The sequence below is a fragment of the Mycolicibacterium sp. CBM1 genome (assembly GCF_054073305.1).
This window is the reverse complement of record NZ_JBSXPP010000008.1, coordinates 90,630-111,754: the sequence shown is the minus strand read 5'-3', so window position 1 is coordinate 111,754 and position 21,125 is coordinate 90,630. Positions and strand designations below refer to the sequence as shown.

Here is a 21,125-nt window from a genome sequence, read left to right as displayed (position 1 = left end):
CACCTACCGTAGTGGCGATAGTGTGCACGCGATGGCACCCACTGACCCACCGCGACCGCCAGACGGCGACTGGTTGGGCACCCCGTTCTTGAAATTCACCCGCGAGGGCGCGTTCGGGGTCTGCACGCTGGACCGTCCCGAGGCCCGCAACGCGATGACGGCGGCGATGTACTTCGGCATCAAGTACGCGGTCAACCATGTCGGATCCGACCCCGACCTGGCCGGGCTGCTCATCACCGGGACGGGTGACGTCTTCGCTCCCGGCGGCGACATGGGCGGCGGCGGCACCGACAACTGGTTGACCTTCGGAGCAGCGCTGGGCATGGACGCCCTTCCGTTCGACAGTCTGCGACAGTCCGCCAAACCGGTGGTCGCCGCCGTCAACGGCCTGTGCCAGGGCGGCGGGCTGCAGATCGCGTTGTGCGCCGACATGGCAGTGGTCAGCGACCGCGCGACATTCCGCGTTCCGGAGCTCTACCGCGGTATCGCCGACACCTATTACAGCCAGATGCTGGCGCGGCTGATCGGCCCGGTGCGGACCCGCGACCTGATGTTCACCGGCCGTACGCTGACCGCCGACGAGGCCCTGGATTGGGGCATGGTCGCCCGCGTGGTGCCGCACGCCGATCTGGCCGAAGCCGCGCGCGAGGTTCTCGCCCAGTGCTGTCGTACCGCGCCGGGTGCGCGGTCGGTGGTGAAGTCCAGCATCGACAACTATCTGGGCCTCTACGACCGGATCGGCATGCAACGCAGCCTGGGCTCACCGGAGTCGATCGAGGGCTTCCTGGCGTTCAAAGAACGCCGCTCGCCGAACTGGGTGCATCCGGAGCTGCGCATCGACGGCAGGCTGTAGCGCAAGACAGTTCAGCGTTGGCTCTGCAGTCGCGCTACGCGGACGTTGGTCGGCTTCGGTCTGGACTGCCTCATCGAGGTGTCCTCCGCGGCCGCCATCGCCTGGCAGTTCGCCGCGCCGGACCCGCACACGCGAGGGCAGGCCGCGCTGCGGTTCGTGGCTGTCTCGTTCTTCGCGCTGGCCGGCTACGTGGTGGTGGCATCGGTGCTGGCGCTGGGCGGAGTCCAGGAGGCACGCCATTCCACGATCGGCATCGGCCTGGCCACCGTCAGCCTGGCCGTGATGCCCGGGCTTTCCCTGGCCCAGCGGCGCGGCGGCCGGGAGTACGGATCCTGCTCCGCGGTAGCCGATTCCAAGCAGACGCTGCTGTGCACCTATCTCGGCGGTGCTTCTGGCTGGCTTGTTGCTCAACGCGTTGCTCGGCTGGTGGTGGGCCGACCCCGCAACCGCGTTGGTGATTGCCGCCGTCGCGGCCCGGGAGGGCCGGCAGGCCTGGCGCGGCGACACCTGCTGCTGAGGCCTACTCTTCGGGTATCTCGCGTTCGATCTCGGCCAGCCAGATCCGCGCCGACATGTCCGAAGGCGCCCGCCAGTCACCGCGCGGCGACAGCGACCCACCGTGAGAGACCTTGGGCCCGTTAGGCAGAGCCGAACGCTTGAACTGGCTGAACGAGTAGTACCGCTGCGCGAAGACGCCCAGCCAGTGCCGAATCTCCTTCAGCGAATATGTGGGTCGTTTGCCCTCCGGAAATCCCGGCGGCCATCGTCCGCTGTCGGGATCGCTCCAGGCGTGCCAGGCCAGGAACGCGATCTTCGAGGGCCGGAATCCGTAGCGCAGCACCTGGAACAACGAGAAGTCCTGTAGCGAATACGGCCCCACCTTGGCCTCGCTGCTCTGGATCTCCTCGTCCTCCCCGGTGGGTACAAGCTCCGGGGTGATCTCGGTGTCGAGCACCGACTGCAGGATCTCGCCGACCTCGTCGCTGAACTCACCGGAAGAGATCACCCAGCGAATCAGGTGCTGGATCAGGGTTTTCGGCACGCCGCCGTTGACGTTGTAGTGCGACATCTGATCGCCCACACCGTAGGTCGACCAGCCCAGGGCCAACTCCGACAGGTCGCCGGTGCCCAGCACGATGCCGCCGCGCTGATTGGCGATCCGGAACAGATAGTCGGTGCGAAGCCCAGCTTGGACGTTCTCGAACGTGACGTCGTAGACCTTCTCGCCGCGGCCGAACGGATGTCCCATCTCGGTGAGCATGAGTTGGGCGGTCGATCGAATGTCCAGCTCTGCGAAGGTCACCCCGAGCGCCTGGCTGAGTTTGATCGCGTTGCTCTTGGTGCGCTCGCCGGTGGCAAAGCCGGGCAGGGTGTAGGCCAGAATGTCGCTGCGGGGCCGGCCTTCCCGGTCCATCGCACGGGCCGCCACAATCAGGGCGTGAGTCGAGTCCAGACCACCGGACACTCCGATGACGATCTTGGGGTAGTTCAGCGCACGCAGCCGCTGTTCGAGGCCGGAAACCTGAATGCTGTAACCCTCATAGCAATCCTGCTCCAGCCGCGCTGGATCGCTCGGCACGAACGGGAATCGCTCGACCTCCCGCAGCAACCCGATGTCCCCACCCGGCGGGTCGAGCCGGAAAATGATGCGGCGGAACGTATTCAACCCGTCCTGGTGGTGGTGGCGATTGTCGTCGAAGGTGCCCATCCGCATGCGCTCCGAGCGCAGCAGATCCAGGTCGACGTCGGCGACCGACCGCCGCTCACCCTTCGGGAAGCGCTCGGATTCGGCCAGCAGCCGGCCGTTCTCGTAGATCATCGTCTGGCCGTCCCACGCCAGGTCGGTGGTCGACTCCCCTTCACCGGCCGCGGCATAGACATAGGCGGCAAGGCACCGCGCCGAGGCCGAGCGGGCCAGCAGTTTGCGGTCTTCAGCCCGCCCGATCGTGATCGGGCTGCCCGAGAGGTTGGCCAGCACCGTCGCGCCGGCGAGCGCGGCCTGGGCACTCGGCGGCACCGGCACGAACATGTCTTCGCAGATCTCGACGTGCAGGACCAACCCCGGCACATCGTCGGCCACGAACAGTAGGTCCGGGCCGAACGGCACGTCCGTACCACCGATACCGATGGTGCCACGCATGTCGTCACCCGCCGCGAACTGGCGGCTCTCGTAGAACTCCCGGTAAGTCGGCAGGTACGACTTCGGGACCACCCCCAGCACAGTGCCGCGGTGGATGACCACGGCGGTGTTGTAGATCCGGTGCAAGTACCGCAGCGGCGCCCCGACCACCAGGATCGGAAGAAGATCGGCCGATGCGGCGATGACGTCGAGCAGGGCGTCCTCGACCGCGTCGAGCAACGAGTCCTGCAGCAGGATGTCCTCGATGGAGTAACCCGAGAGCGTGAGTTCGGGAAACACCGCCACCGCGACGCTGTCGTCGTGGCAGGCCTGCGCGATTCGCAGCACCGACTCGGCGTTGGCGGCCGGGTCCGCCAGCACCGTATGGTGCGTGCACGCGGCCACCCGAGCGAAGCCGTGCCGGTAGGTGGAGTAGAAATCCATGCCCCATTGTCGCCCGTCGCCGATTCGCGGAAACGATCACCACCGACTCGCGCGTGTCCTGCGCCCTACAGCGGCTAACCCCGCGGCCCGCGGCCATCGCTGATACCGCGCTCCTCGTGGTCGACATGCCCAACGCCTACCGTCGCCCCGACGCCGACGTGCTGGCGGGCAATGTCGCCGACATCATCGAATTGCCTCCCGTGAGCCACACCTGACGCTCGCGTAACACCACCGCGCCGCGGGACGATTTAGGGGCAGTACCCACGTCAACGGTTGCGGAGGAAGCGTGCGTCGATTCAAAGCCGTCTGCGGGGCCTTGGCCCTGGTCGTCGCGACGCTGCTCGCCGAATCGGTCCCAGCCGCTCACGCCGAGCCGCTACCCGCACCCGCCGCCAAGGACTTCTCCAAGCCGGCGATCGTCATCCTCGGCTACGGACTGTTGCCGGACGGGTCGATGCGGATGATCCTGCGGCGCCGGGTCCTGACCGGACTGGCGGTCGCGCAGTTCTATCCGCAGTCCCCGGTCATCGTGACGGGCGGCAATCCACAGAACGGCAAGACCGAAGCGAGTCAGATGCGCCGGATGCTGACGATGCTGGGATTCCCGGACAGCCGGATCATCGTGGAGGACAAGGCCAACAGCACGGTGCAGAACGCCCGCTTCTCGGTGCCGCTGGCCCAGCAGGCCGGCACGTCAGGAATCATCCTGGTCACCTCGAGCACCCATCAGGGTCGCGCCGACGGCGACTTCGTCGACGCCGGTGCCAACATGCTGGCGACGGTGAGCTATCCGGACGGCGACCCGACGGTCAACATCACCCAGTTCGCCCGGGACGCGTTGAGCCCCTTCACCAACTTCGGCTGAGTTCGGCTGCCGCCGGGCACGGTTACGCTGGACGGCGTGGAAGGTCCCGAACTCGTCGCGGTGCTGTCCGGACGCCGTGTCGCGGTGTTGACCGGCGCGGGCATCTCCACTGACTCGGGCATCCCCGATTACCGCGGCCCGGACTCTCCCCCGGCCAATCCGATGACGATCCGCCAGTTCACCTCCAGCCGCGACTTCCGCCGGCGCTACTGGGCGCGCAACCACCTGGGCTGGCGCCACATGGCGCAGACGCTGCCCAATGCGGGCCATCGCGCGCTGGTGCAGCTGGAGCGAGCCGGCGTCGTCACCGGGATCATCACCCAGAACGTCGACCTGCTGCACACCAAAGCCGGCAGCCGCAACGTCATCAACCTGCACGGCACCTACGCGCAGGTGATCTGCCTGGACTGCGGCCACACGATGTCGCGGGCGGCGCTGGCTGAGGGTCTCGAGGCGGCCAACCCCGGCTTCGCCGAGCATGCCGAGCGCGTCGGCGGTATCGCCGTGGCGCCCGACGCCGATGCCGCGGTCGCCGACACCGAATCGTTCCATTTCCTGGACTGCCCAGCTTGTGGCGGAATGCTCAAACCCGACATCGTGTACTTCGGTGAAAGCGTTCGCAAAGATGTTGTTGCGCAGGCCTATTCGCTCGTCGAGGAATCCGAGGCGCTATTGGTGGCGGGTTCCTCGCTGACGGTGTTCTCCGGGTATCGGTTCGTGCGGCACGCCGCCGCCCTGGGCATCCCCGTCGCGATCGTCAACCGTGGTCCAACCCGCGGCGACGATCTGGCTACGGTGAAGGTCGACAGCGGCTGCTCGCCGATGCTGGCACTGCTCGCCGACGAACTGTCCGGACTGATGTCGGCATGAGAAGCTCGGTGGCATGCGCGCCACGGATGACGTCGATGAGGAAGTCGGCCGGGTCTCCGCCCTGTTGAACAAGGTTCGGCCACCGGCCGGGCCGATCACACAGCGATGGGCGCTGGGGATCGGCGACATCGTCGCCGACACCACCCGGCTGCCGCAGCGACTTCGGGGTGCCGTGCGCCTCCTCAACCGGTTCGGCGGCGTCGCCGTCAGCCCCGAATCGCTGGAATTCGACGGCGATGACGTGAAGTGGTCGAAGGTGACCGAAGTCGACACCCGCAATCTCGTCGAGTACCTGCTGTCGGGTGCGGTCGAGAAGCAGCTCGACCGGCTGCCGGTGCCCTGGTTCCCGGGCCGCGGAAAGCTGCTCGGATTGGCCTCCACGGCAGTGCTCACCTTGCTCATGGCAACCGCGCGGCAGCAGATCGAAGACCATGCCGACGTCCGGATCCCCGCCGAGGTGCATTACCGCGGGCTGATCGGTGGGGACAAGGTGCTCTCACCGGGAGTGCTCTCGACGTTGATCCTGGCCGATCCGCGGGTCAGCGAATGTGTGGTCGCCACTGCGAAAGCGCACGGCGTCATCGTCGGCAAACGCGACGACGACCCGATGGATGCGGCCGGCGATCGCGCCGATCAACTCAAGGCGAAACTCGGCGCACTCGAGAAACGAATTGCCGGTCTGGTGCGGCGCTGACCGGTCTGACCTCGACGATCTAAACGGCCACCAGGTCATCGGCATGCACTGCGGGGCGGCGCATGTCGGCCGGCAGCTCCGACGTCGAACGACCCACCATGCCGGCCAGCTCGGCGGCGTCGTAGGCAACCACCCCGCGGGCGACCATCTCCCCGTCCGGGCCGCGTAGCTCCACGACGTCCCCGCCGAAGAACCGGCCGGCGACCTCGGTGATCCCGGCAGCCAACAGTGAGCGGCGTTGTTCGACCACCGCACGGACCGCACCGGCATCGAGGGTCAGCGTTCCGGCGACCTCCGCGGCGTAGCGCACCCAGAACCGGCGCGCCGACATCCGCGTCGGGCGCGGGGCGAATACGGTGCCCACCGAGGCGTCGTGCAGCGCCGCGGCGGCGTCCTCGGCGGCGGCCAGCAGCACCGGGACACCGGCGTCGGCGGCCAGCAGCGCCGAGGATAGTTTCGATCGCATGCCACCGGTGCCCAGCCGGCTGCCCTGCCCGGCCACCACGCCGTCGAGGTCGTCCGGAGAACTAACCTCAGGGATGAACCGGGCCGGATTGTCCTCGGTGGCCTTGCGGGGATCGGATTCGTAGAGCCCGTCGATGTCGGATAACAGGATCAACGCATCGGCACCGACCAGATGTGCGACGAGAGCCGAAAGGCGGTCATTGTCGCCGAAGCGGATCTCGTTGGTGGCCACCGTGTCGTTCTCGTTCACGATCGCCACCGCGTGCAGGCCCCGCAACCGGTCCAGCGTGCGCTGGGCATTTGTGTGCTGCACCCGCATCGCGATGTCATGCGCGGTCAGCAGCACCTGACCGACGGTGCGGTCATAACGTGCGAACGCCGCGCTCCACGCGTTCACCAGCGCCACCTGCCCGACGCTGGCCGCGGCCTGCTTGGTGGCCAGATCTGTCGGGCGGCGGTTGAGGCCCAGTGGCTCGATGCCGGCGGCGATCGCCCCCGAGGACACGATGACGACGTCGGATCCGGCCTTCATCCGGGCTTCGATCGCGTCGACCAGCCTGGCCAGCCGGCCCGCGTCGAACAAGCCGGACTTCGTGGTCAGTGCGGTGGTGCCGATCTTGACGACGACGCTGCGCGCGGTGCGCACCGCATCCCGGTACTGGCTCACGAATTGTCCTCGTGTTCGCGACGCTGGCGGCGGGCCTCCTTGCGTTCGGCCGCCCCGATTCGATCGTTACGTTCCAGGCGCGCATCGGTCCCGCGCCCGGTCGGAGTGACGTCAACACCGGCGGGTGTCTGCGGCTCCCAGTCGAAGGTCATGTCGCCGATGGTGACCGCACAGCCGGATTTGGCGCCCAGCCGCAACAGTTCGTCCTCCACCCCGAGCCTGGCGAGCCGGTCACCCAGATAGCCCACCGCTTCGTCGTTCTCGAAGTCGGTTTGGGAGATCCAGCGTTCGGGGCGCACACCACGGACCAGGAAACCGCCGGGGTTGGCGGGGTCGGGTGTGACGGTGAACCCGGTCTGGTCCACGGGGACAGGCCGAATCACCGGGCGGCGCGGCACCACCTCGGGCTGGGCGGCTTGGTAGGCGGCCACCATATCCGACAGCGCAAAGGTCAACTCCCGCAGACCTTCCCGGCTCGCGGTGGACACCTCGAACACCGGCCACCCGCGGGCCTCGATGTCGGGACGTACGAAATCGGCGAGCTCCCTGGCTTCGGGGACGTCGATCTTGTTCAGCACCACCGCACGCGGTCGGTCCGCCAGATCCCCCAGTGTCGAATCCCCTTGCAGGGTCGGCACATAGGCCGCCAATTCGGCCTCGAGCGCATCGATGTCGGAGATCGGGTCCCGGCCGGGTTCCAGGGTGGCGCAGTCCACGACGTGTACCAGTACCGCGCACCGCTCGATGTGCCGGAGGAAGTCCAGGCCCAGCCCACGCCCCTGCGACGCCCCGGGAATAAGGCCGGGTACGTCGGCGACGGTGAAGGTGCGCTCGCCGGCCGACACGACGCCGAGGTTGGGCACCAGGGTGGTAAACGGATAGTCGGCGATCTTGGGCTTGGCCGCCGAGATCGTCGACACGAGTGAGGACTTGCCGGCGGACGGGAATCCGATCAGACCGACGTCGGCGACGGTCTTGAGCTCGAGGGTGAGTTCGCGCTCGGCGCCCTGCTCACCGAGCAGCGCGAAACCGGGCGCCTTGCGGGCCCGTGACGCGAGTGCCGCGTTGCCCAGCCCGCCGCGACCGCCTTCGGCGGCCACGAACCGGGTACCGGCACCGACCAGGTCGGCCAACATCCGGCCCTGGTCGTCGAGGACGACGGTGCCGTCGGGAACGCGGACTTCGAGATCGGTGCCGTTGGCCCCGTCCCGGTTGCTGCCCATCCCCTGCTTGCCGGACGGGGCCACCACGTGCGGGTGGAAATGGAAGTCCAGCAGGGTGTGCACCTGCGGGTCGACGACCAGGATGACGCTGCCGCCCCGACCACCGTTGCCACCGTCGGGCCCGCCAAGTGGTTTGAACTTCTCGCGGTGGACCGACGCGCAACCGTTGCCGCCGTTACCGGCGCGGGTGTGGATGACGACGCGGTCGACGAAGCGAGGCATCGGAGAGTCCTTTCATTCGTCGAGTGTGCGCCCGGTGCGAGAAGTCGGTCTCAATCTCGCAGTGGATGCACACTCGCGAAATTAAGACCTACTCCGGTCGCGCGACGCGGACGATGTTGACGGTCTTGCGGCCGCCCTTGACACCGAATTCCACGGCGCCGGGCGCCGTCGCGAACAGGGTGTCGTCGCCGCCACGGCCGACGTTCACACCGGGGTGGAAGTGGGTGCCACGCTGGCGGACCAGGATCTCGCCGGCCTTGACGATCTGGCCGCCGAATCGCTTGACGCCGAGTCGCTGGGCATTGGATTCGCGCCCGTTGCGTGAGCTGGAAGCGCCCTTCTTGTGTGCCATGTCTGTTCGCTCCCTTGACTACTTGATTCCGGTGACCTTGAGCACGGTCAGCTGCTGACGATGCCCCTGCCGCTTGTGGTAGCCGCTCTTGTTCTTGAACTTGTGGATGCGGATCTTGGGACCCTTGGTGTGCTCGAGGACCTCACCGGTCACCGCCACCTTCGCCAGGTCACCGGCGTCGGTGGTCACCTTGGCACCGTCGACGACGAGCGCGACGGGCAGGGATACGGAGCCGCCGGCTTCGATCTCCAGCTTCTCGACCTTGACTATGTCTCCCACGGCGACCTTGTACTGCTTGCCGCCGGTCTTGACGATTGCGTACGTCGCCATGGTTTCCTTTGCCTTGCTCTGCGGGCGCGCGCTAACCGAAGCTGCGTGCGCGGGTCTTGGGGGTGCGGGATCTTCGAGCCCACTGCCACCGGCGTAGGACGCCTGGCGACAACTGCTCAAGGTTACGTGACCAGCACCGGGAGGGTCAAACCGCCACCGTGGGCCGTCACGACACGGGTGGACCCGCCGGTCGGGCCGCTGCGCGGCGTCGAGGACGGCGCCCCGGCCCGGCGGGGCCGGAGCTCACCACGGGGATGCCCTTCGAGTAGTCGGGGGTCTCGTGTGGGCGGGCGGCGCTGCGGTAACCGTCCGTATCCGACTCGCCGTCTTCGTCGTCGGTGTCCTCGTCTTCGTCATCGTCGTCGTCATCATCATCATCGTCATCGTCGTCGGTGTCGTCATCGTCGTCGGTGTCGTCATCGTCGTCGGTGTCGATCTCGTCGAGATCGTCCTCGTCTTCGTCATCCTCGTCGAGGTCGACGTCGAGCTCGTCTTCCTCGTCGGACTCATCCTCGTCTGGGTCGTCGTCTGAGTCCTCGTCGACGGTCTCCGGCGCGCCATGCTCGCCGGGACCATCGTCGGCGCCGGCTTCCCGCTCCAGCTCGTCGGCCAGCTCCTCGTCGGCCAGCTCTTCGTCGGCCTCGTCTTCGGGCCGGCCGTTGGCCGCCGCCATCGCCTTGAACATCGGATGCTCACCGGCACCGTGCACGGGCACTCGGACAACGGCAGCCTCTACCGGCTGGGCTTTCTTGCCGCGCTTGCCGCGCCGGCCGCCGCCGCCACCCGAACCAGATTCGGCCTTGCGGGCCACGGCAGCCGCGGTATCGACCGGGTCGGCGTGCAGCACGATGCCCCGGCCGGTGCAGTGCGAGCACGTCGTCGAGAACGCCTCCACCAACCCGGTACCGAGCTTCTTGCGGGTCAGCTGTACCAGGCCCAGCGACGTGACCTCGGAGACCTGGTGGCGGGTCCGGTCCCGGGCGAGTGCCTCGGTGAGCCGCCGGAGCACCAGATCTCGGTTTGACTCGAGCACCATGTCGATAAAGTCGATCACCACGATGCCGCCGATGTCGCGCAGCCGCAGCTGACGCACGATCTCCTCGGCCGCCTCCAGGTTGTTCTTGGTGACCGTCTGCTCCAGGTTGCCGCCGGCACCGGTGAACTTCCCGGTGTTGACGTCGACGACGGTCATGGCCTCGGTGCGGTCGATGACCAGGGTGCCACCCGACGGCAGCCAGACCTTGCGGTCCATGGCCTTGGCCAACTGCTCGTCGATGCGATGCACGGCGAACACGTCGGGACCATCCGGGCCACCTGGTGGATCGTATTTCGTCAACTTCGAGACAAGCTCGGGCGCAACGGAATTGACGTATTCGGTGATGGTCTCCCAGGCACTGTCGCCGGAGACGATCAACCCGGAGAAGTCCTCGTTGAACAGGTCGCGGATGACCTTGACCAAGACGTCGGGTTCTTCGTACAGGGCGATAGCCGCGCCGGCCTTATTGCCCTTGACCCGCTCGGCTTCCTCGGCGATCTTGTTCCAACGTTCCTGCAGGCGTTCGACGTCGCCGCGGATGTCCTCTTCTTTCACGCCTTCCGACGCGGTGCGGATGATGACGCCGGCATCGTCGGGGACAACGTCGCGCAGGATCTCCTTGAGCCGCTGGCGTTCGGTGTCGGGCAGCTTGCGGCTGATACCGGTCGACGACGCGCCCGGCACGTACACCAGGTAGCGGCCGGCCAGCGAAACCTGGGTGGTCAGCCGCGCGCCCTTGTGGCCGACCGGATCCTTGCTCACCTGCACGACGACATAGTCGCCCGGCTTGAGGGCCTGTTCGATCTTGCGCTGAGCACCGCCGAGTCCGGCGGCCTCCCAGTTCACCTCGCCGGCGTAGAGCACACCGTTGCGGCCACGGCCGATGTCGACGAAGGCCGCCTCCATCGACGGCAGCACGTTCTGGACGATGCCCAGATAGATGTTGCCGACCAGCGACGCCGAGGCCGCCGACGTGACGAAGTGCTCGACGACGACGCCGTCTTCCATGACCGCGATCTGGGTGTAGCGAGCGCCTTCGTGCGGTGGCTCGGTGCGGACCTTGTCGCGCACCACCATGACGCGCTCGACGGCCTCGCGACGGGCAAGGAACTCGGCCTCGGACAGGATCGGCGGCCGGCGACGCCCCGCGTCACGGCCGTCACGACGGCGCTGACGCTTGGCCTCCAGCCGGGTCGAGCCACTAATGCCCTGGATGGCGTCGGGATCGCGTTCCTTCTCGCTGCGCGGAGCACGCTCGTGCACGACGGTGTTGGGCGGGTCGTCCGTCGATCCAGCTTCGCCGTCCTCACCGCCGCCGGACTTGCGCCGACGGCGCCGGCGACGGCGCCGGGTCGCAGCCTCGCCACCCGCCGACTCGTCGTCACCGTTGTCCTCGTCGCCGTCGGTCTCGTCGCCGGTGTCGGGCGTTTCGTCGGTCCCTTCGGGGCTCTCGGAGTCCTCCCCGTCCGGGCCGCCCGACTCGCCACGGCCACGGCCACGGCCACGACGGCCACGCCGACGGCGGCGGTTGGCCGGTCGGTCGGTCTGGTCGCCGTCGGCCTTGGCGTCGGGCTCATCGTCCTCGCCGTCGTCTTCGTCGTCGCCATCGTCATCGTCGACGTCGGCGACGGCCTTGACCGGCTGCGGAGCGACGAACAGCGGCATGTACGCCGCCTGTTCCACCGTCGCCGTCTCCAGGATCAGCCGCGAATCCGGCTCGGCGGCCTCGTCGACCACCTCGCTGATCTCGGTGTCGTCGACGACCACCGGGGCCAACGGCTCCGCGGTGTCCGGGGACGCCGGGGATTCCTGCGGCTCCTGGGTCTGTGTGGGCGCGGCCGCGACCGCGGTTTCGGCGGCGCCGGCCGCCAGCACGTCGCGGACCCGCACCGCGTCCGTGCGATCCACGCTGGACTGCGCACTGCGGGTGCGGCCGTCGAGCTCGCTGAGCGCCTCGAGTACGCGCCGGCTCGTAGTGCCGAGCACCCGGGCCAGCGAATGCACCCTCAGGCGGTCGGGCAGATCCTCGCCCGGCGGCGTCGCAGCAGGGGGCTCCCACTGCGGCTGTTCCGGGGTTTCGGCTGAATCCAGATAGAGGTCATCGTCGGCCACGTAGTCTCCTAGGGCCCCCGGGCGCGTCCAATCGACGCGGCCACGCGAGGGCTTCCGCTATGCGCCCGGGTTACTTCCCCCGGACTTGTCTATGGTCTCGCCCCGAACGGCTCGTAGCGAACACGCTCGGCGCCTGGCTGAATGACGGCTGTCGACGGTCCGCGCCGCACCACTGTTTGCGGTGGTCGCGCACGTCTGAAGTCTTCATCCGGATGGGCTGTGGAGCCTATCCGCGACCAGTATCCCACATCACCGGACCAGTTCGGACCGAGTGGCGCGCGGAAGGTATCAGAGTCCGGGAAACCAGAGCCCGATCTCGCGCTCGGCGGAGTCCGGAGAGTCGGAGCCGTGCACGAGGTTGAACTGGGTCTCGAGACCGAAATCACCTCGAATGGTGCCCGGAGTCGCCTTCTCCACCGGGTCGGTGCCGCCGGCGAGCTGACGGAACGCCGCAATCGCGCGGGGTCCCTCCAGGACCGCGGCCACCACCGGGCCGGAGGTGATGAACTCCAGGAGCGAGCCGAAGAACGGCTTGCCCTCGTGCTCGGCGTAATGCGCCCGAGCCAGATCGTCACCGACCTGCTTGAGTTCCAAGGCCGCGATGGTCAGGCCCTTCCGCTCGATCCGACTGATGATCTCTCCGACCACCCGCCGCTCGACACCGTCCGGCTTGATCAGAACAAGGGTCCGCTCCGTCACGGCGCACAGCGTATCCCACCGCGACGACCACCCCGTCCAGCCGCTGGGTCAGTGCACTCCGGTCATCAGCCGGCTTATTCGGGGCGCCACCACCAGCAGCAGCAACCCGGCGATCACCGCCACCAGCCCGCTGATCCCGAAATAGGCGCCCTCGTTCTCAGCGGTGTAGAACCGGCCGAGCACACCCGACGTCGCGGTGCCCAGGCCGACCGAGAAGAAGTACAGCGCCATCAGCTGTGCGCGGAAGGCATGCGGCGCGAGCTGGGTGGTGACCGACAGTCCGATCGGCGCCAGGAGCAACTCCGAGACCGCGACGACGATCATGATCGCGACGACCAGAAGCACCGGCACCGACTTCCCGGGCAACACCGTCAGCGGGACGAACAGCAGGAAGGCGACACCGATACCGAGGACGGCGTAGGCCATCTTGTGCGGGGTGGACGCCGCCCGCGAGCCGAGCCTGGTCCACATCGCGGCGAACGCGGGGGCCAGCAGGATCAACCAGACCGGCTCGATGGAGCCGATCAGGCTCGGCGGAGCGGTCCAGCCGCCCAGCGACCAGTCGATGCGGTCGGCAGAGTAGACCGCCAAGACGGTGAAGATCTGCTGGAACAGCGAGGCGAACACCACATTGGCGACGAAGATCGCGGCGAACGCCCGTACCCGGGCCCGCTCCACCGTGGTGACCTTGGCATTCGTGAGCAGGATGGCGAAGTAGGCGCCCGACACCGCCACAAGGACGGCGGCGATCACCTCCGAGAGGTTGTCCAGGCGAACCAGACCGGCCGCGATCACCCCGGCGACGGCGGCGACCGCGGCGACCGCGATACCCGCGACATGTGCGTAGCGGGAGCGCGGCAGCGGGTTGGCGGCCGCTCGCCCGGCGGTACCGAGGTTGCGGCGGAACACGACGTATTGCAGGAGCCCGATGGCCATCCCCACGGCCGCGGCACCGAATCCGTAGTGGAAGCCCAGCCGGGTCTGCAACAGCCCGGTGACCAACGGCCCGGTCAGGGCGCCGACGTTGGCGCCGAAGTAGAAAAAGGTGAAACCGCCGTCGCGGCGGAGATCCCCACTCGCGTAGAGAGTGCCCAGCAGCGCGGCGGCGTTGGCCTTGACGCCGCCCGAACCCACCGCCACCCACAACAGGCCCACCGCGACCCCGGTCAGTCCGGGCAGCACCGCCAGCAGCACGTGGCCGACCATCACGCACACGCCGCCGTAGAAGATCGTCCGTTCCATGCCGAGGAGCCGGTCGGCGACCCAGCCGCCGAGCACGGTGGACAGATACACCAGGCCGCCGTAGGCACCGACGATTCCCACGGCGGTGCTCTTGGGCAGGGCCATGCCGCCATCGGTGACCGAGAAGTAAAGGTAATAGCCGAGAATCGTCAGCATCCCGTAGAACGAGAACCGCTCCCACAGCTCGACGCCCAGCAGATTGGCCAAGCCAATCGGGTGTCCGAAAAACGTTGCAGTTCGTGCAGTTCGGTCACCCACTGAGTGCTGCGACATCAGCCCTGCAATGACCTTCCCCGCGCGGCCGCTTTCGGCGACCTTAGCCAGCCGGGCCAGGGACCGCAGCGCGAGGTCCTCAGTCCCGCGGCAACTGCTGGCCGGGCAGCAGGCCGCGGCGCTGACGGCGCAGGACCTCCGCTCGTAGATAGGCGATGAGGCACCACACCACCACGAACAGCAGGCCGATGAAACCGACTGCCGGGTAAACGACGAAACCGGCGACCAGCAGCAGCTGAACGCCGAGGTTCATCCAGATGGCCCACGACCGGCCCTGAACTCCGGCCAGCAACACCAGAAATACCGCGAAGCCCACCAGGTAGGCGGTCGACCAGGCACTGAGTCCGCCGCCGACCAGCGCGACAACCGGCAACGCCAGCAGTACCACGATCGCCTCGAGAATCAGCGTGCCGGCCATCACCCCGCGGAAGCTCTTCCAGGGATCCGGCGGAGCCGGAACGACATTGGGCTCGGACGCAGCGCCGGGTGCGTCGTCGCTCGTGGGGGGGCTCATTGCGGGTCCTTCCCGAACAGCGTGCGGGCCGCGCCCGCCGTCATCACCGAGCCGGTGATGACGATGCCGGCGCCGGAAAATCCGTCGGATTCGCCCTGCGACTCCTCGACCAACGCCGTGGCGGTCTCGATGGCGTCGGGCATGGTTTCAGCGCGCAGCACCCGGTCGGGCCCGAAGATCTCCTCGGCTCGCATCGCCAGGGCGTCGACATCCAGAGCCCGCGGCGAGCCGTTGTTGGTGACTACGACCTGGTCGAACGCCGGCTCGAGGGCGGTGAGAATTCCGGTGACGTCCTTGTCCCCCATCACGCTGAGCACGCCGACGAGGAACCGGAAGTCGAACTCGCTGGCCAGCGCGTCGGCCAGCGCCGCGGCGCCGGCGGGGTTATGCGCGGCGTCGATGAACACCGTCGGGGCGCTGCGCATCCGCTCGAGCCGGCCAGGGCTGGCCGCGGCCGCGAATCCCGCCCGGACCAAGTCGAGGTCGAGCTGACGATCCGCGCCCGCGCCGAAGAACGCCTCGACGGCGGCCAGCGCCACCGCGGCGTTGTGCGCCTGATGTTCGCCGTGCAAGGGCAGAAACACATCGGGATACACCCCGCCGAGGCCCTGCAGCTGCAGCACCTGACCCCCGATGGCCACCTGCCGCCCCAGCACCGCGAATTCGGAGTCCTCCCGTGCGACGGCCGCGTCAGACCGGACCGCTTGGGCCAGAATCACTTCCATCGCCTCGGGAAGCTGCCGCCCGATCACCGCGACGGTGTCGGTCGGGATCAGCTCTCCGCGTGGGGCACCGATGATGCCGGCCTTCTCCGCGGCGATCTCGCCGATCGTCTCACCCAGATACTCGGCGTGGTCGATGCCGATCGGGGTGATCACCGCGACGGGGGCGTCGACCACGTTGGTGGCGTCCCAGCGTCCGCCCATCCCTACCTCCACCACCGCGACGTCCACCGGCGCGTCGGCGAAGGCCGCAAACGCCATCGCGGTCAGCACCTCGAACTTGCTCATCGGCGGGCCGGCCGGTCCCAGCTCACCGGCCTCGGACTGTGCGTCCACGAGTTGCACGAACGGTTCGACCTCGCGGTAGACCTCGACATAACGTGCCGGGCTGATCGGCTCGTTGTCGATGGCGATGCGCTCGACCGCGGATTGCAGGTGCGGGCTGGTGGTCCGGCCCGTGCGCCGACTGAAGGCGGTCAGCAAGGCATCGACCATCCGCGCCACCGAAGTCTTGCCGTTGGTACCGGCGATGTGGATGCACGGGTAACTAAGCTGCGGCGAGCCGAGCAGCTCCATCAGCGCTGCGATCCGGGCGGTGCTGGGCTCAAGTTTGGTTTCCGGCCAACGCTGGTCGAGCAGGTGCTCGACCTGCAGTAGGGCGGCGATTTCGTCGGGTGTGGGCGGCTCGGGTGTGGTCATGCCAGCGCGGCCAGCCGAGCCGTGATCCGGTCGACTTCTTCGCGAGCCAACTGTTGGCGTCCGCGGATCTTCGCGACGACGTCGTCGGGAGCCTTCGCCAGGAAGGCCTCGTTGTCCAATTTGGCTGTGGTTCCGGCCAATTCCTTCTGCGCGGCGGCGAGATCCTTCTCCAGACGGCGACGTTCGGCGGCCACGTCGACGGTGCCGGACGTGTCGACCTCCACGGTGACGGTGCCCGCGGACAGCCGGACCTCGATGTGGGCGCTGGCGGCGAAATCCGCACTCGGGCTGGTCAGCCATGCCAGCGCGGTCACCGCTGTGAGCTGACTGGACAAGCCGGCCGCCTCGATCCCGGAGAGCCGGGCCGGTACCTTCTGCCGGTCGGCCAGCCCCTGATCGCTGCGGAAGCGCCGGATCTCGGTCACCAGCTTCTGCGCGTCGGCGATCCGCCCCTCGGCAATCGGATCCGGTGCGAAACCGGAGGCCACCGGCCACTCCGCTACGACCAGAGACTGGGCACTGCCCGTCGCTTCGCTTGCCCCGGCCCCTCCCGTCAACGACTTCCACAGTGTCTCGGTTACGAACGGCATCACCGGGTGCAGCAGTTTGAGGAGGGTGTCCAGCACCGCAGCGAGAACCGCAGTGGTGTGTGAGACCCCCTCGGCGAGTTGCACTTTCGCCAGTTCGAGATACCAGTCACAGAACTCGTCCCAGGCAAAGTGGTACAGCGATTCGCACGCCCGGCTGAACTCGTAGTTGTCCAGGGAGGAATCCACTTCGGCGCGAACCTGTTCCAGTCGGCCCAGGATCCAGCGGTCGGCGTCGGTCAGCTGCTCGGAAGCAGGAACCGGTGCCGGGGCAGCACCGTTCATCAGCGCGAAGCGGGTGGCGTTGAACAGTTTGGTGGCGAAGTTGCGTGACGCGCGGGCATGGTCCTCGCCGATCGAGAGGTCACCGCCGGGGCTCGCGCCGCGGGCCAAGGTGAACCGCAACGCGTCGGCGCCGAACAGCTCCACCCAGTCCAGCGGGTCGATCCCGTTGCCGCGGGACTTACTCATCTTGCGGCCGTGTTCGTCACGGATCAGCCCGTGCAGGAAGACGTTCTGGAACGGCACCTGCGGCCCGCGCTGGCCGCCGAGGGTGATGGTGTCGTCACCGGAGACGAAGGTGCCGAACATGACCATGCGGGCCACCCAGAAGAACAGGATGTCGTATCCGGTCACCAGAACGCTTGTGGGATAGAACTTCTCTAGTTCCGGAGTGCGTTCGGGCCAGCCCATGGTGGAGAACGGCCACAGGGCCGAGGAGAACCAGGTGTCCAGAACGTCGGGGTCCTGTTCCCAGCCCTCCGGCGGGGTTTCGTCGGGTCCGACACAGACCTTCTGCCCGTCCGGACCGTGCCAGATCGGAATCCGGTGGCCCCACCACAGCTGGCGCGAGATGCACCAGTCATGCATGTCGTCGACCCAGTCGAACCAGCGCGGCTCGAGGCTCTTCGGATGGATGACGATGTCGCCGCCGCGCACCGCGTCGCCGGCGGCCTTGGCCATGGACTCGACCTTGACCCACCACTGCAGGCTCAGCCGCGGCTCGATCGGCTCACCACTGCGTTCGGAGTGCCCGACGCTGTGCAGATAGGGCCGCTTCTCGGCGACGATACGTCCCTGGGCCGCCAGCGCCTCACGGACCTTGACACGGGCCTCAAAGCGGTCCATGCCGTCGAACTGCGTTCCGGTGCCGGCGATCCGGCCCTTGGTGTCCATGATCGACGGCATCGCGAGGTTGTGCCGCAGGCCGATCTCGAAGTCGTTAGGATCATGCGCGGGAGTGACTTTCACTGCGCCGGTGCCGAATTCGGGGTCAACGTGCCCGTCGGCGACGATGATGATGTCACGATCCAGGAACGGGTGCGGCAGCGTGGCGCCGACCAGATGCTGGTAGCGGTCGTCGTCGGGGTGCACCGCGATCGCGGTGTCACCGAGCATTGTCTCGATCCTGGTGGTGGCCACCACCAGGTGCGGTTGCGAGTCGTCCATCGACCCGTACCGGAAGGACACCAGCTCGCCCTCGATGTCTTCGTACTTCACCTCGAGGTCGGAAATCGCGGTCTCGAGCACCGGCGACCAGTTGACCAGTCGCTCGGCCTGATAGATCAGCCCGGCGTCATAGAGACGCTTGAAGATGGTCCGGACCGCACGGGACAAACCCTCGTCCATGGTGAAGCGGTCCCGGCTCCAGTCCACGCCGTCGCCGATGCGCCGCATCTGGGCGCCGATCGTCCCGCCCGACTCGTGCTTCCAGTCCCAGACCTTCTGCACGAACAGTTCGCGGCCGAAGTCCTCTTTGGTCTTGCCGTCGGCGGCGATCTGCTTCTCCACGACCGACTGGGTCGCGATGCCGGCGTGGTCCATGCCCGGCAGCCACAACACCTCGAAGCCCTGCATGCGCTTGCGGCGCGTCAACGCGTCCATCAGCGTGTGATCCAGAGCGTGGCCCATGTGCAGGCTGCCGGTCACATTCGGTGGCGGAAGAACTATCGAGTAGGCGGGCTTGCCACTGGTGGCATCGGCGGTGAAGTAGCCGGCATCGACCCAGCCCTGATAGATCTGCGTCTCTACCGCCCCGGGGTCCCATGACTTGGGCAGGGCGTCGGCGCGAGAGTCGTCAGTGGTGGTCACCCGTCAATTCTAGGAACGGGTGCCGCGGGACCGGCGGGCGGTGCGCATGCGCACCTGTCCCGCCGGTCAACCCGTACTACTTCTTGCCGCCGAGCAACCCGCCGAGGATGTCGCCGATGGCGCCACCCTGTTTGCCACCCAGCACGCCGCCCAGGATGCTGCCGAGCGGGTTGTTGCCACCGCCGCCGCCACTGGTGGCCCCACCGAGAATGCCGCCGAGCAAGTCGCCAAGGCCACCGGAGGAGGCCGCCTGGGTCGACGCACCGCCGGCTTGGCTGCCGGCGAACTGTTTGCCGATGTAGGCCAGGATGATCGGCGTCAGGATCGGCAGCAGCTTCTTGATCAAGTCACCACCGCCTGCACCACTTCCGGCCAACGCCGACGCCACCTGGTTGGTGTCGTTGCCGCCGAAGATTCGCGCGACGAACTGCTCACCCTGGCCGGTGTCGACCTGGTCGACGTTCACCCCGCCGTCGAGCAGGTTGCTGGCACCCTCGCTGGCGATCGTGGACTCGAGCTTGCTGGAGTCGATGTCGCCGGAGACGACGTTGTGTTGGATGCTGCCGAGCAGGGTGGGCACCAGGGTCTGGATGGCTTGGTTCACCTCGCCCTGGTCGGCGCCCAGTCTGCTGGCGATATCCGCCACCGGGATCTGGCTGTAGAGGTCCTCGAGTCCGGCCATGTTCACGCTCACCTTCGCTGCTCATAGTTGCGGCAATCGCAGCGGACATTAGTGCAACGGGGGGCGGCGCGGTGCGCATTGGCCGCACGCAGCTAGTCCAGCAGGACGGTCTCCAGATTGATCCCGGCTGCGGGAAATCGGGCGAGTAATGCGTCGCCCATCGCGGCCGCCGGCGTCAGGACTCCGTGCAGATCGGTCAGCTTGTCGCGGTCCAAAGCCAGCGCCAGGCCACATTCACCCAGCATGACCGAGGTGGCCTTGTAGCCGGGATCGCCCTGTTGGGCGATGGTCGCCAGGTAACGCGCGCCGGTCGTCGTGGTCGTGTAGGTCTCGGCCCGGTAGTACCCGCGCTCGCGGGCCTGCTCGCTGGGACCGGTGCCCGGCTTCGGTGCGATCCGCTCCACCAGGCGGCGGGGCAAGAAACGGAAAAATCGGCTGCCAAGCGCAACGACACCATTGTTTGCGGCGGTGGCGAGCGCCGAGACCACCGGCGCCACCGCCGACGCGCCCACACTCATGTTCTCCGCATACCGGAACCGGCGGCCGTAGGCGTAGTCGAGCAGCGCATTACTGCGACGCACGATCCGCGTGTTGTACAACGCCATCACGAAGCCGGTGGTCCACACGCCGGCCAGTTCCGGTGCGATATCGCGGCCACGCCGCCACGGCAGGTCGGGTTGCGGACCCAGCTCCGGCTCGCCGGAACGATCCTGGGTCAGGGTGTAGGGATCCTCGAGCATGCGGCGTGTGTTCGGGTCATTGGAGGATGCGCGGAAGACCTCGATCATCGAGGCGACGGTGCCGCCGGACACCCCACCGGAGAACCCGCGCAGCACGAAGCTGGTGTCACCGAGTTCGCCGGCGTTGTCCTGCTCGGCCCGCCGGTAGAGCGCGAACACGCTCATATCCGAAGGGATGGAATCGAATCCGCAGGCGTGCACGATTCGCGCGCCGGTGTCGACGGCTTGTTTGTGGTAGTCGTCGATGCTCTGTCTGACGAACATCGCCTCACCAGTCAGGTCGGCATAATCGGTGCCCGCCGCCGCACAGGCCGCCACCAGGGGCAGGCCGTAGCGGCTGTAGGGCCCGACGGTAGTGATGACCACGCGGGTTCGGGCGGCCATGTCCGCCAGCGACGACGGCGACGCGGCGTCGGCGGTCAGAATCGGCCAGGACTGTGCCGACTCACCGAGGGTTCCGCGCACCGCGAGCAGTTTCTCGGCCGAGCGACCGGCCAACGCGACGCGGACGTCGCCACCGGCTCGGGCCAGGTATTCAGCGGTGAGCCTGCCGACGAATCCAGTGGCCCCGTACACGACGATGTCGAATTCTCGCTGCGCTGCCGTCATGGGCGCCAACATACC

18 protein-coding genes and 1 pseudogene are annotated in these 21,125 nt (G+C 67.7%); 6 read left to right on the top strand and 13 right to left on the bottom strand.

Annotated elements, in window-relative coordinates:
- The first annotated feature begins 31 nt into the window (after positions 1 to 31).
- Positions 32 to 853 (top strand): enoyl-CoA hydratase/isomerase family protein, encoded by an 822-nt coding sequence (locus ACXDF8_RS13140; RefSeq protein WP_457223698.1) that lies wholly within the window; start codon positions 32 to 34, stop codon positions 851 to 853.
- A 27-nt stretch (positions 854 to 880) separates the two neighbouring features.
- Positions 881 to 1,370: pseudogene (locus ACXDF8_RS13135) on the top strand (cation transporter); the annotation flags it as partial.
- Positions 1,371 to 1,373: 3 nt separating this feature from the next.
- Here ACXDF8_RS13135 and ACXDF8_RS13130 read toward each other — a convergent pair.
- Positions 1,374 to 3,416, bottom strand: a complete 2,043-nt coding sequence (locus ACXDF8_RS13130; RefSeq protein ID WP_457223697.1) for an NAD(+) synthase — start codon at positions 3,414 to 3,416, stop codon at positions 1,374 to 1,376.
- A gap of 53 nt (positions 3,417 to 3,469) precedes the next feature.
- On the opposite strand from ACXDF8_RS13130, the gene ACXDF8_RS13125 reads away from it, so the two are divergent.
- From ACXDF8_RS13125 to ACXDF8_RS13110, 4 genes are all read left to right on the top strand, one after another.
- A complete protein-coding gene (locus ACXDF8_RS13125) occupies positions 3,470 to 3,631 on the top strand; it encodes a hypothetical protein (protein WP_457223696.1) in 162 nt (53 codons plus the stop codon).
- A 71-nt stretch (positions 3,632 to 3,702) separates the two neighbouring features.
- Positions 3,703 to 4,281: a YdcF family protein gene (locus tag ACXDF8_RS13120; RefSeq protein WP_457223695.1), complete on the top strand. Its 579-nt coding sequence runs from the start codon at positions 3,703 to 3,705 to the stop codon at positions 4,279 to 4,281.
- 36 nt (positions 4,282 to 4,317) lie between these two features.
- Positions 4,318 to 5,151, top strand: a complete 834-nt coding sequence (locus ACXDF8_RS13115; RefSeq protein ID WP_457223694.1) for an NAD-dependent protein deacetylase — start codon at positions 4,318 to 4,320, stop codon at positions 5,149 to 5,151.
- A gap of 13 nt (positions 5,152 to 5,164) precedes the next feature.
- A complete protein-coding gene (locus tag ACXDF8_RS13110) occupies positions 5,165 to 5,845 on the top strand; it encodes a hypothetical protein (RefSeq protein ID WP_457223693.1) in 681 nt (226 codons plus the stop codon).
- A 19-nt stretch (positions 5,846 to 5,864) separates the two neighbouring features.
- On the opposite strand, the gene proB is transcribed toward ACXDF8_RS13110, so the two are convergent.
- The 12 genes from proB to ACXDF8_RS13050 all read right to left on the bottom strand — a co-directional run bounded on the left by proB (position 5,865) and on the right by ACXDF8_RS13050 (position 21,110).
- Positions 5,865 to 6,977, bottom strand: coding sequence for a glutamate 5-kinase (proB, locus tag ACXDF8_RS13105; protein ID WP_457223692.1), 1,113 nt, complete (start codon positions 6,975 to 6,977; stop codon positions 5,865 to 5,867).
- Positions 6,974 to 8,422 carry a GTPase ObgE gene (gene obgE, locus ACXDF8_RS13100; protein WP_457223691.1) on the bottom strand — a complete coding sequence of 483 codons (1,449 nt, stop codon included), beginning with the start codon at positions 8,420 to 8,422 and terminating at the stop codon, positions 6,974 to 6,976. Before obgE ends, proB begins: the two co-directional genes overlap by 4 nt.
- Before the next feature lie 88 nt (positions 8,423 to 8,510).
- Entirely contained in the window at positions 8,511 to 8,774 is a 264-nt protein-coding gene (gene rpmA, locus ACXDF8_RS13095; RefSeq protein WP_457223690.1) for a 50S ribosomal protein L27, read from the bottom strand.
- An 18-nt stretch (positions 8,775 to 8,792) separates the two neighbouring features.
- On the bottom strand, positions 8,793 to 9,104 hold the full coding sequence (gene rplU / locus ACXDF8_RS13090; RefSeq protein WP_457223689.1) for a 50S ribosomal protein L21: 312 nt from the start codon (positions 9,102 to 9,104) through the stop codon (positions 8,793 to 8,795).
- Positions 9,105 to 9,270: 166 nt separating this feature from the next.
- Positions 9,271 to 12,252, bottom strand: coding sequence for a ribonuclease E (locus tag ACXDF8_RS13085; protein WP_457223688.1), 2,982 nt, complete (start codon positions 12,250 to 12,252; stop codon positions 9,271 to 9,273).
- A 288-nt stretch (positions 12,253 to 12,540) separates the two neighbouring features.
- Positions 12,541 to 12,951: a nucleoside-diphosphate kinase gene (gene ndk, locus ACXDF8_RS13080; protein WP_457223687.1), complete on the bottom strand. Its 411-nt coding sequence runs from the start codon at positions 12,949 to 12,951 to the stop codon at positions 12,541 to 12,543.
- A 48-nt stretch (positions 12,952 to 12,999) separates the two neighbouring features.
- Positions 13,000 to 14,466: a peptide MFS transporter gene (locus ACXDF8_RS13075; RefSeq protein WP_457223686.1), complete on the bottom strand. Its 1,467-nt coding sequence runs from the start codon at positions 14,464 to 14,466 to the stop codon at positions 13,000 to 13,002.
- 79 nt (positions 14,467 to 14,545) lie between these two features.
- Positions 14,546 to 14,980: a DUF4233 domain-containing protein gene (locus ACXDF8_RS13070; protein ID WP_457223685.1), complete on the bottom strand. Its 435-nt coding sequence runs from the start codon at positions 14,978 to 14,980 to the stop codon at positions 14,546 to 14,548.
- Positions 14,977 to 16,401 (bottom strand): bifunctional tetrahydrofolate synthase/dihydrofolate synthase, encoded by a 1,425-nt coding sequence (folC, locus tag ACXDF8_RS13065; protein WP_457223684.1) that lies wholly within the window; start codon positions 16,399 to 16,401, stop codon positions 14,977 to 14,979. Before folC ends, ACXDF8_RS13070 begins: the two co-directional genes overlap by 4 nt.
- Positions 16,398 to 19,079: a valine--tRNA ligase gene (locus ACXDF8_RS13060; protein WP_457223683.1), complete on the bottom strand. Its 2,682-nt coding sequence runs from the start codon at positions 19,077 to 19,079 to the stop codon at positions 16,398 to 16,400. Before ACXDF8_RS13060 ends, folC begins: the two co-directional genes overlap by 4 nt.
- A gap of 76 nt (positions 19,080 to 19,155) precedes the next feature.
- Positions 19,156 to 19,761 carry a DUF937 domain-containing protein gene (locus tag ACXDF8_RS13055; RefSeq protein WP_457223818.1) on the bottom strand — a complete coding sequence of 202 codons (606 nt, stop codon included), beginning with the start codon at positions 19,759 to 19,761 and terminating at the stop codon, positions 19,156 to 19,158.
- A gap of 92 nt (positions 19,762 to 19,853) precedes the next feature.
- A complete protein-coding gene (locus ACXDF8_RS13050; protein ID WP_457223682.1) occupies positions 19,854 to 21,110 on the bottom strand; it encodes a saccharopine dehydrogenase family protein in 1,257 nt (418 codons plus the stop codon).
- Positions 21,111 to 21,125: the final 15 nt, after the last annotated feature.

Coding starts and splice junctions, on each gene's coding strand:
- ACXDF8_RS13140 (WP_457223698.1), top strand. CDS start 32: ATGGCACCCACTGACCCACCGCGACCGCCAGACGGCGACTGGTTGGGC.
- ACXDF8_RS13130 (WP_457223697.1), bottom strand. CDS start 3,416: ATGGATTTCTACTCCACCTACCGGCACGGCTTCGCTCGGGTGGCCGCG.
- ACXDF8_RS13110 (WP_457223693.1), top strand. CDS start 5,165: ATGCGCGCCACGGATGACGTCGATGAGGAAGTCGGCCGGGTCTCCGCC.
- obgE (WP_457223691.1), bottom strand. CDS start 8,422: ATGCCTCGCTTCGTCGACCGCGTCGTCATCCACACCCGCGCCGGTAAC.
- rpmA (WP_457223690.1), bottom strand. CDS start 8,774: ATGGCACACAAGAAGGGCGCTTCCAGCTCACGCAACGGGCGCGAATCC.
- rplU (WP_457223689.1), bottom strand. CDS start 9,104: ATGGCGACGTACGCAATCGTCAAGACCGGCGGCAAGCAGTACAAGGTC.
- ACXDF8_RS13075 (WP_457223686.1), bottom strand. CDS start 14,466: ATGTCGCAGCACTCAGTGGGTGACCGAACTGCACGAACTGCAACGTTT.
- ACXDF8_RS13070 (WP_457223685.1), bottom strand. CDS start 14,980: ATGAGCCCCCCCACGAGCGACGACGCACCCGGCGCTGCGTCCGAGCCC.
- folC (WP_457223684.1), bottom strand. CDS start 16,401: ATGACCACACCCGAGCCGCCCACACCCGACGAAATCGCCGCCCTACTG.
- ACXDF8_RS13055 (WP_457223818.1), bottom strand. CDS start 19,761: ATGGCCGGACTCGAGGACCTCTACAGCCAGATCCCGGTGGCGGATATC.
- ACXDF8_RS13050 (WP_457223682.1), bottom strand. CDS start 21,110: ATGACGGCAGCGCAGCGAGAATTCGACATCGTCGTGTACGGGGCCACT.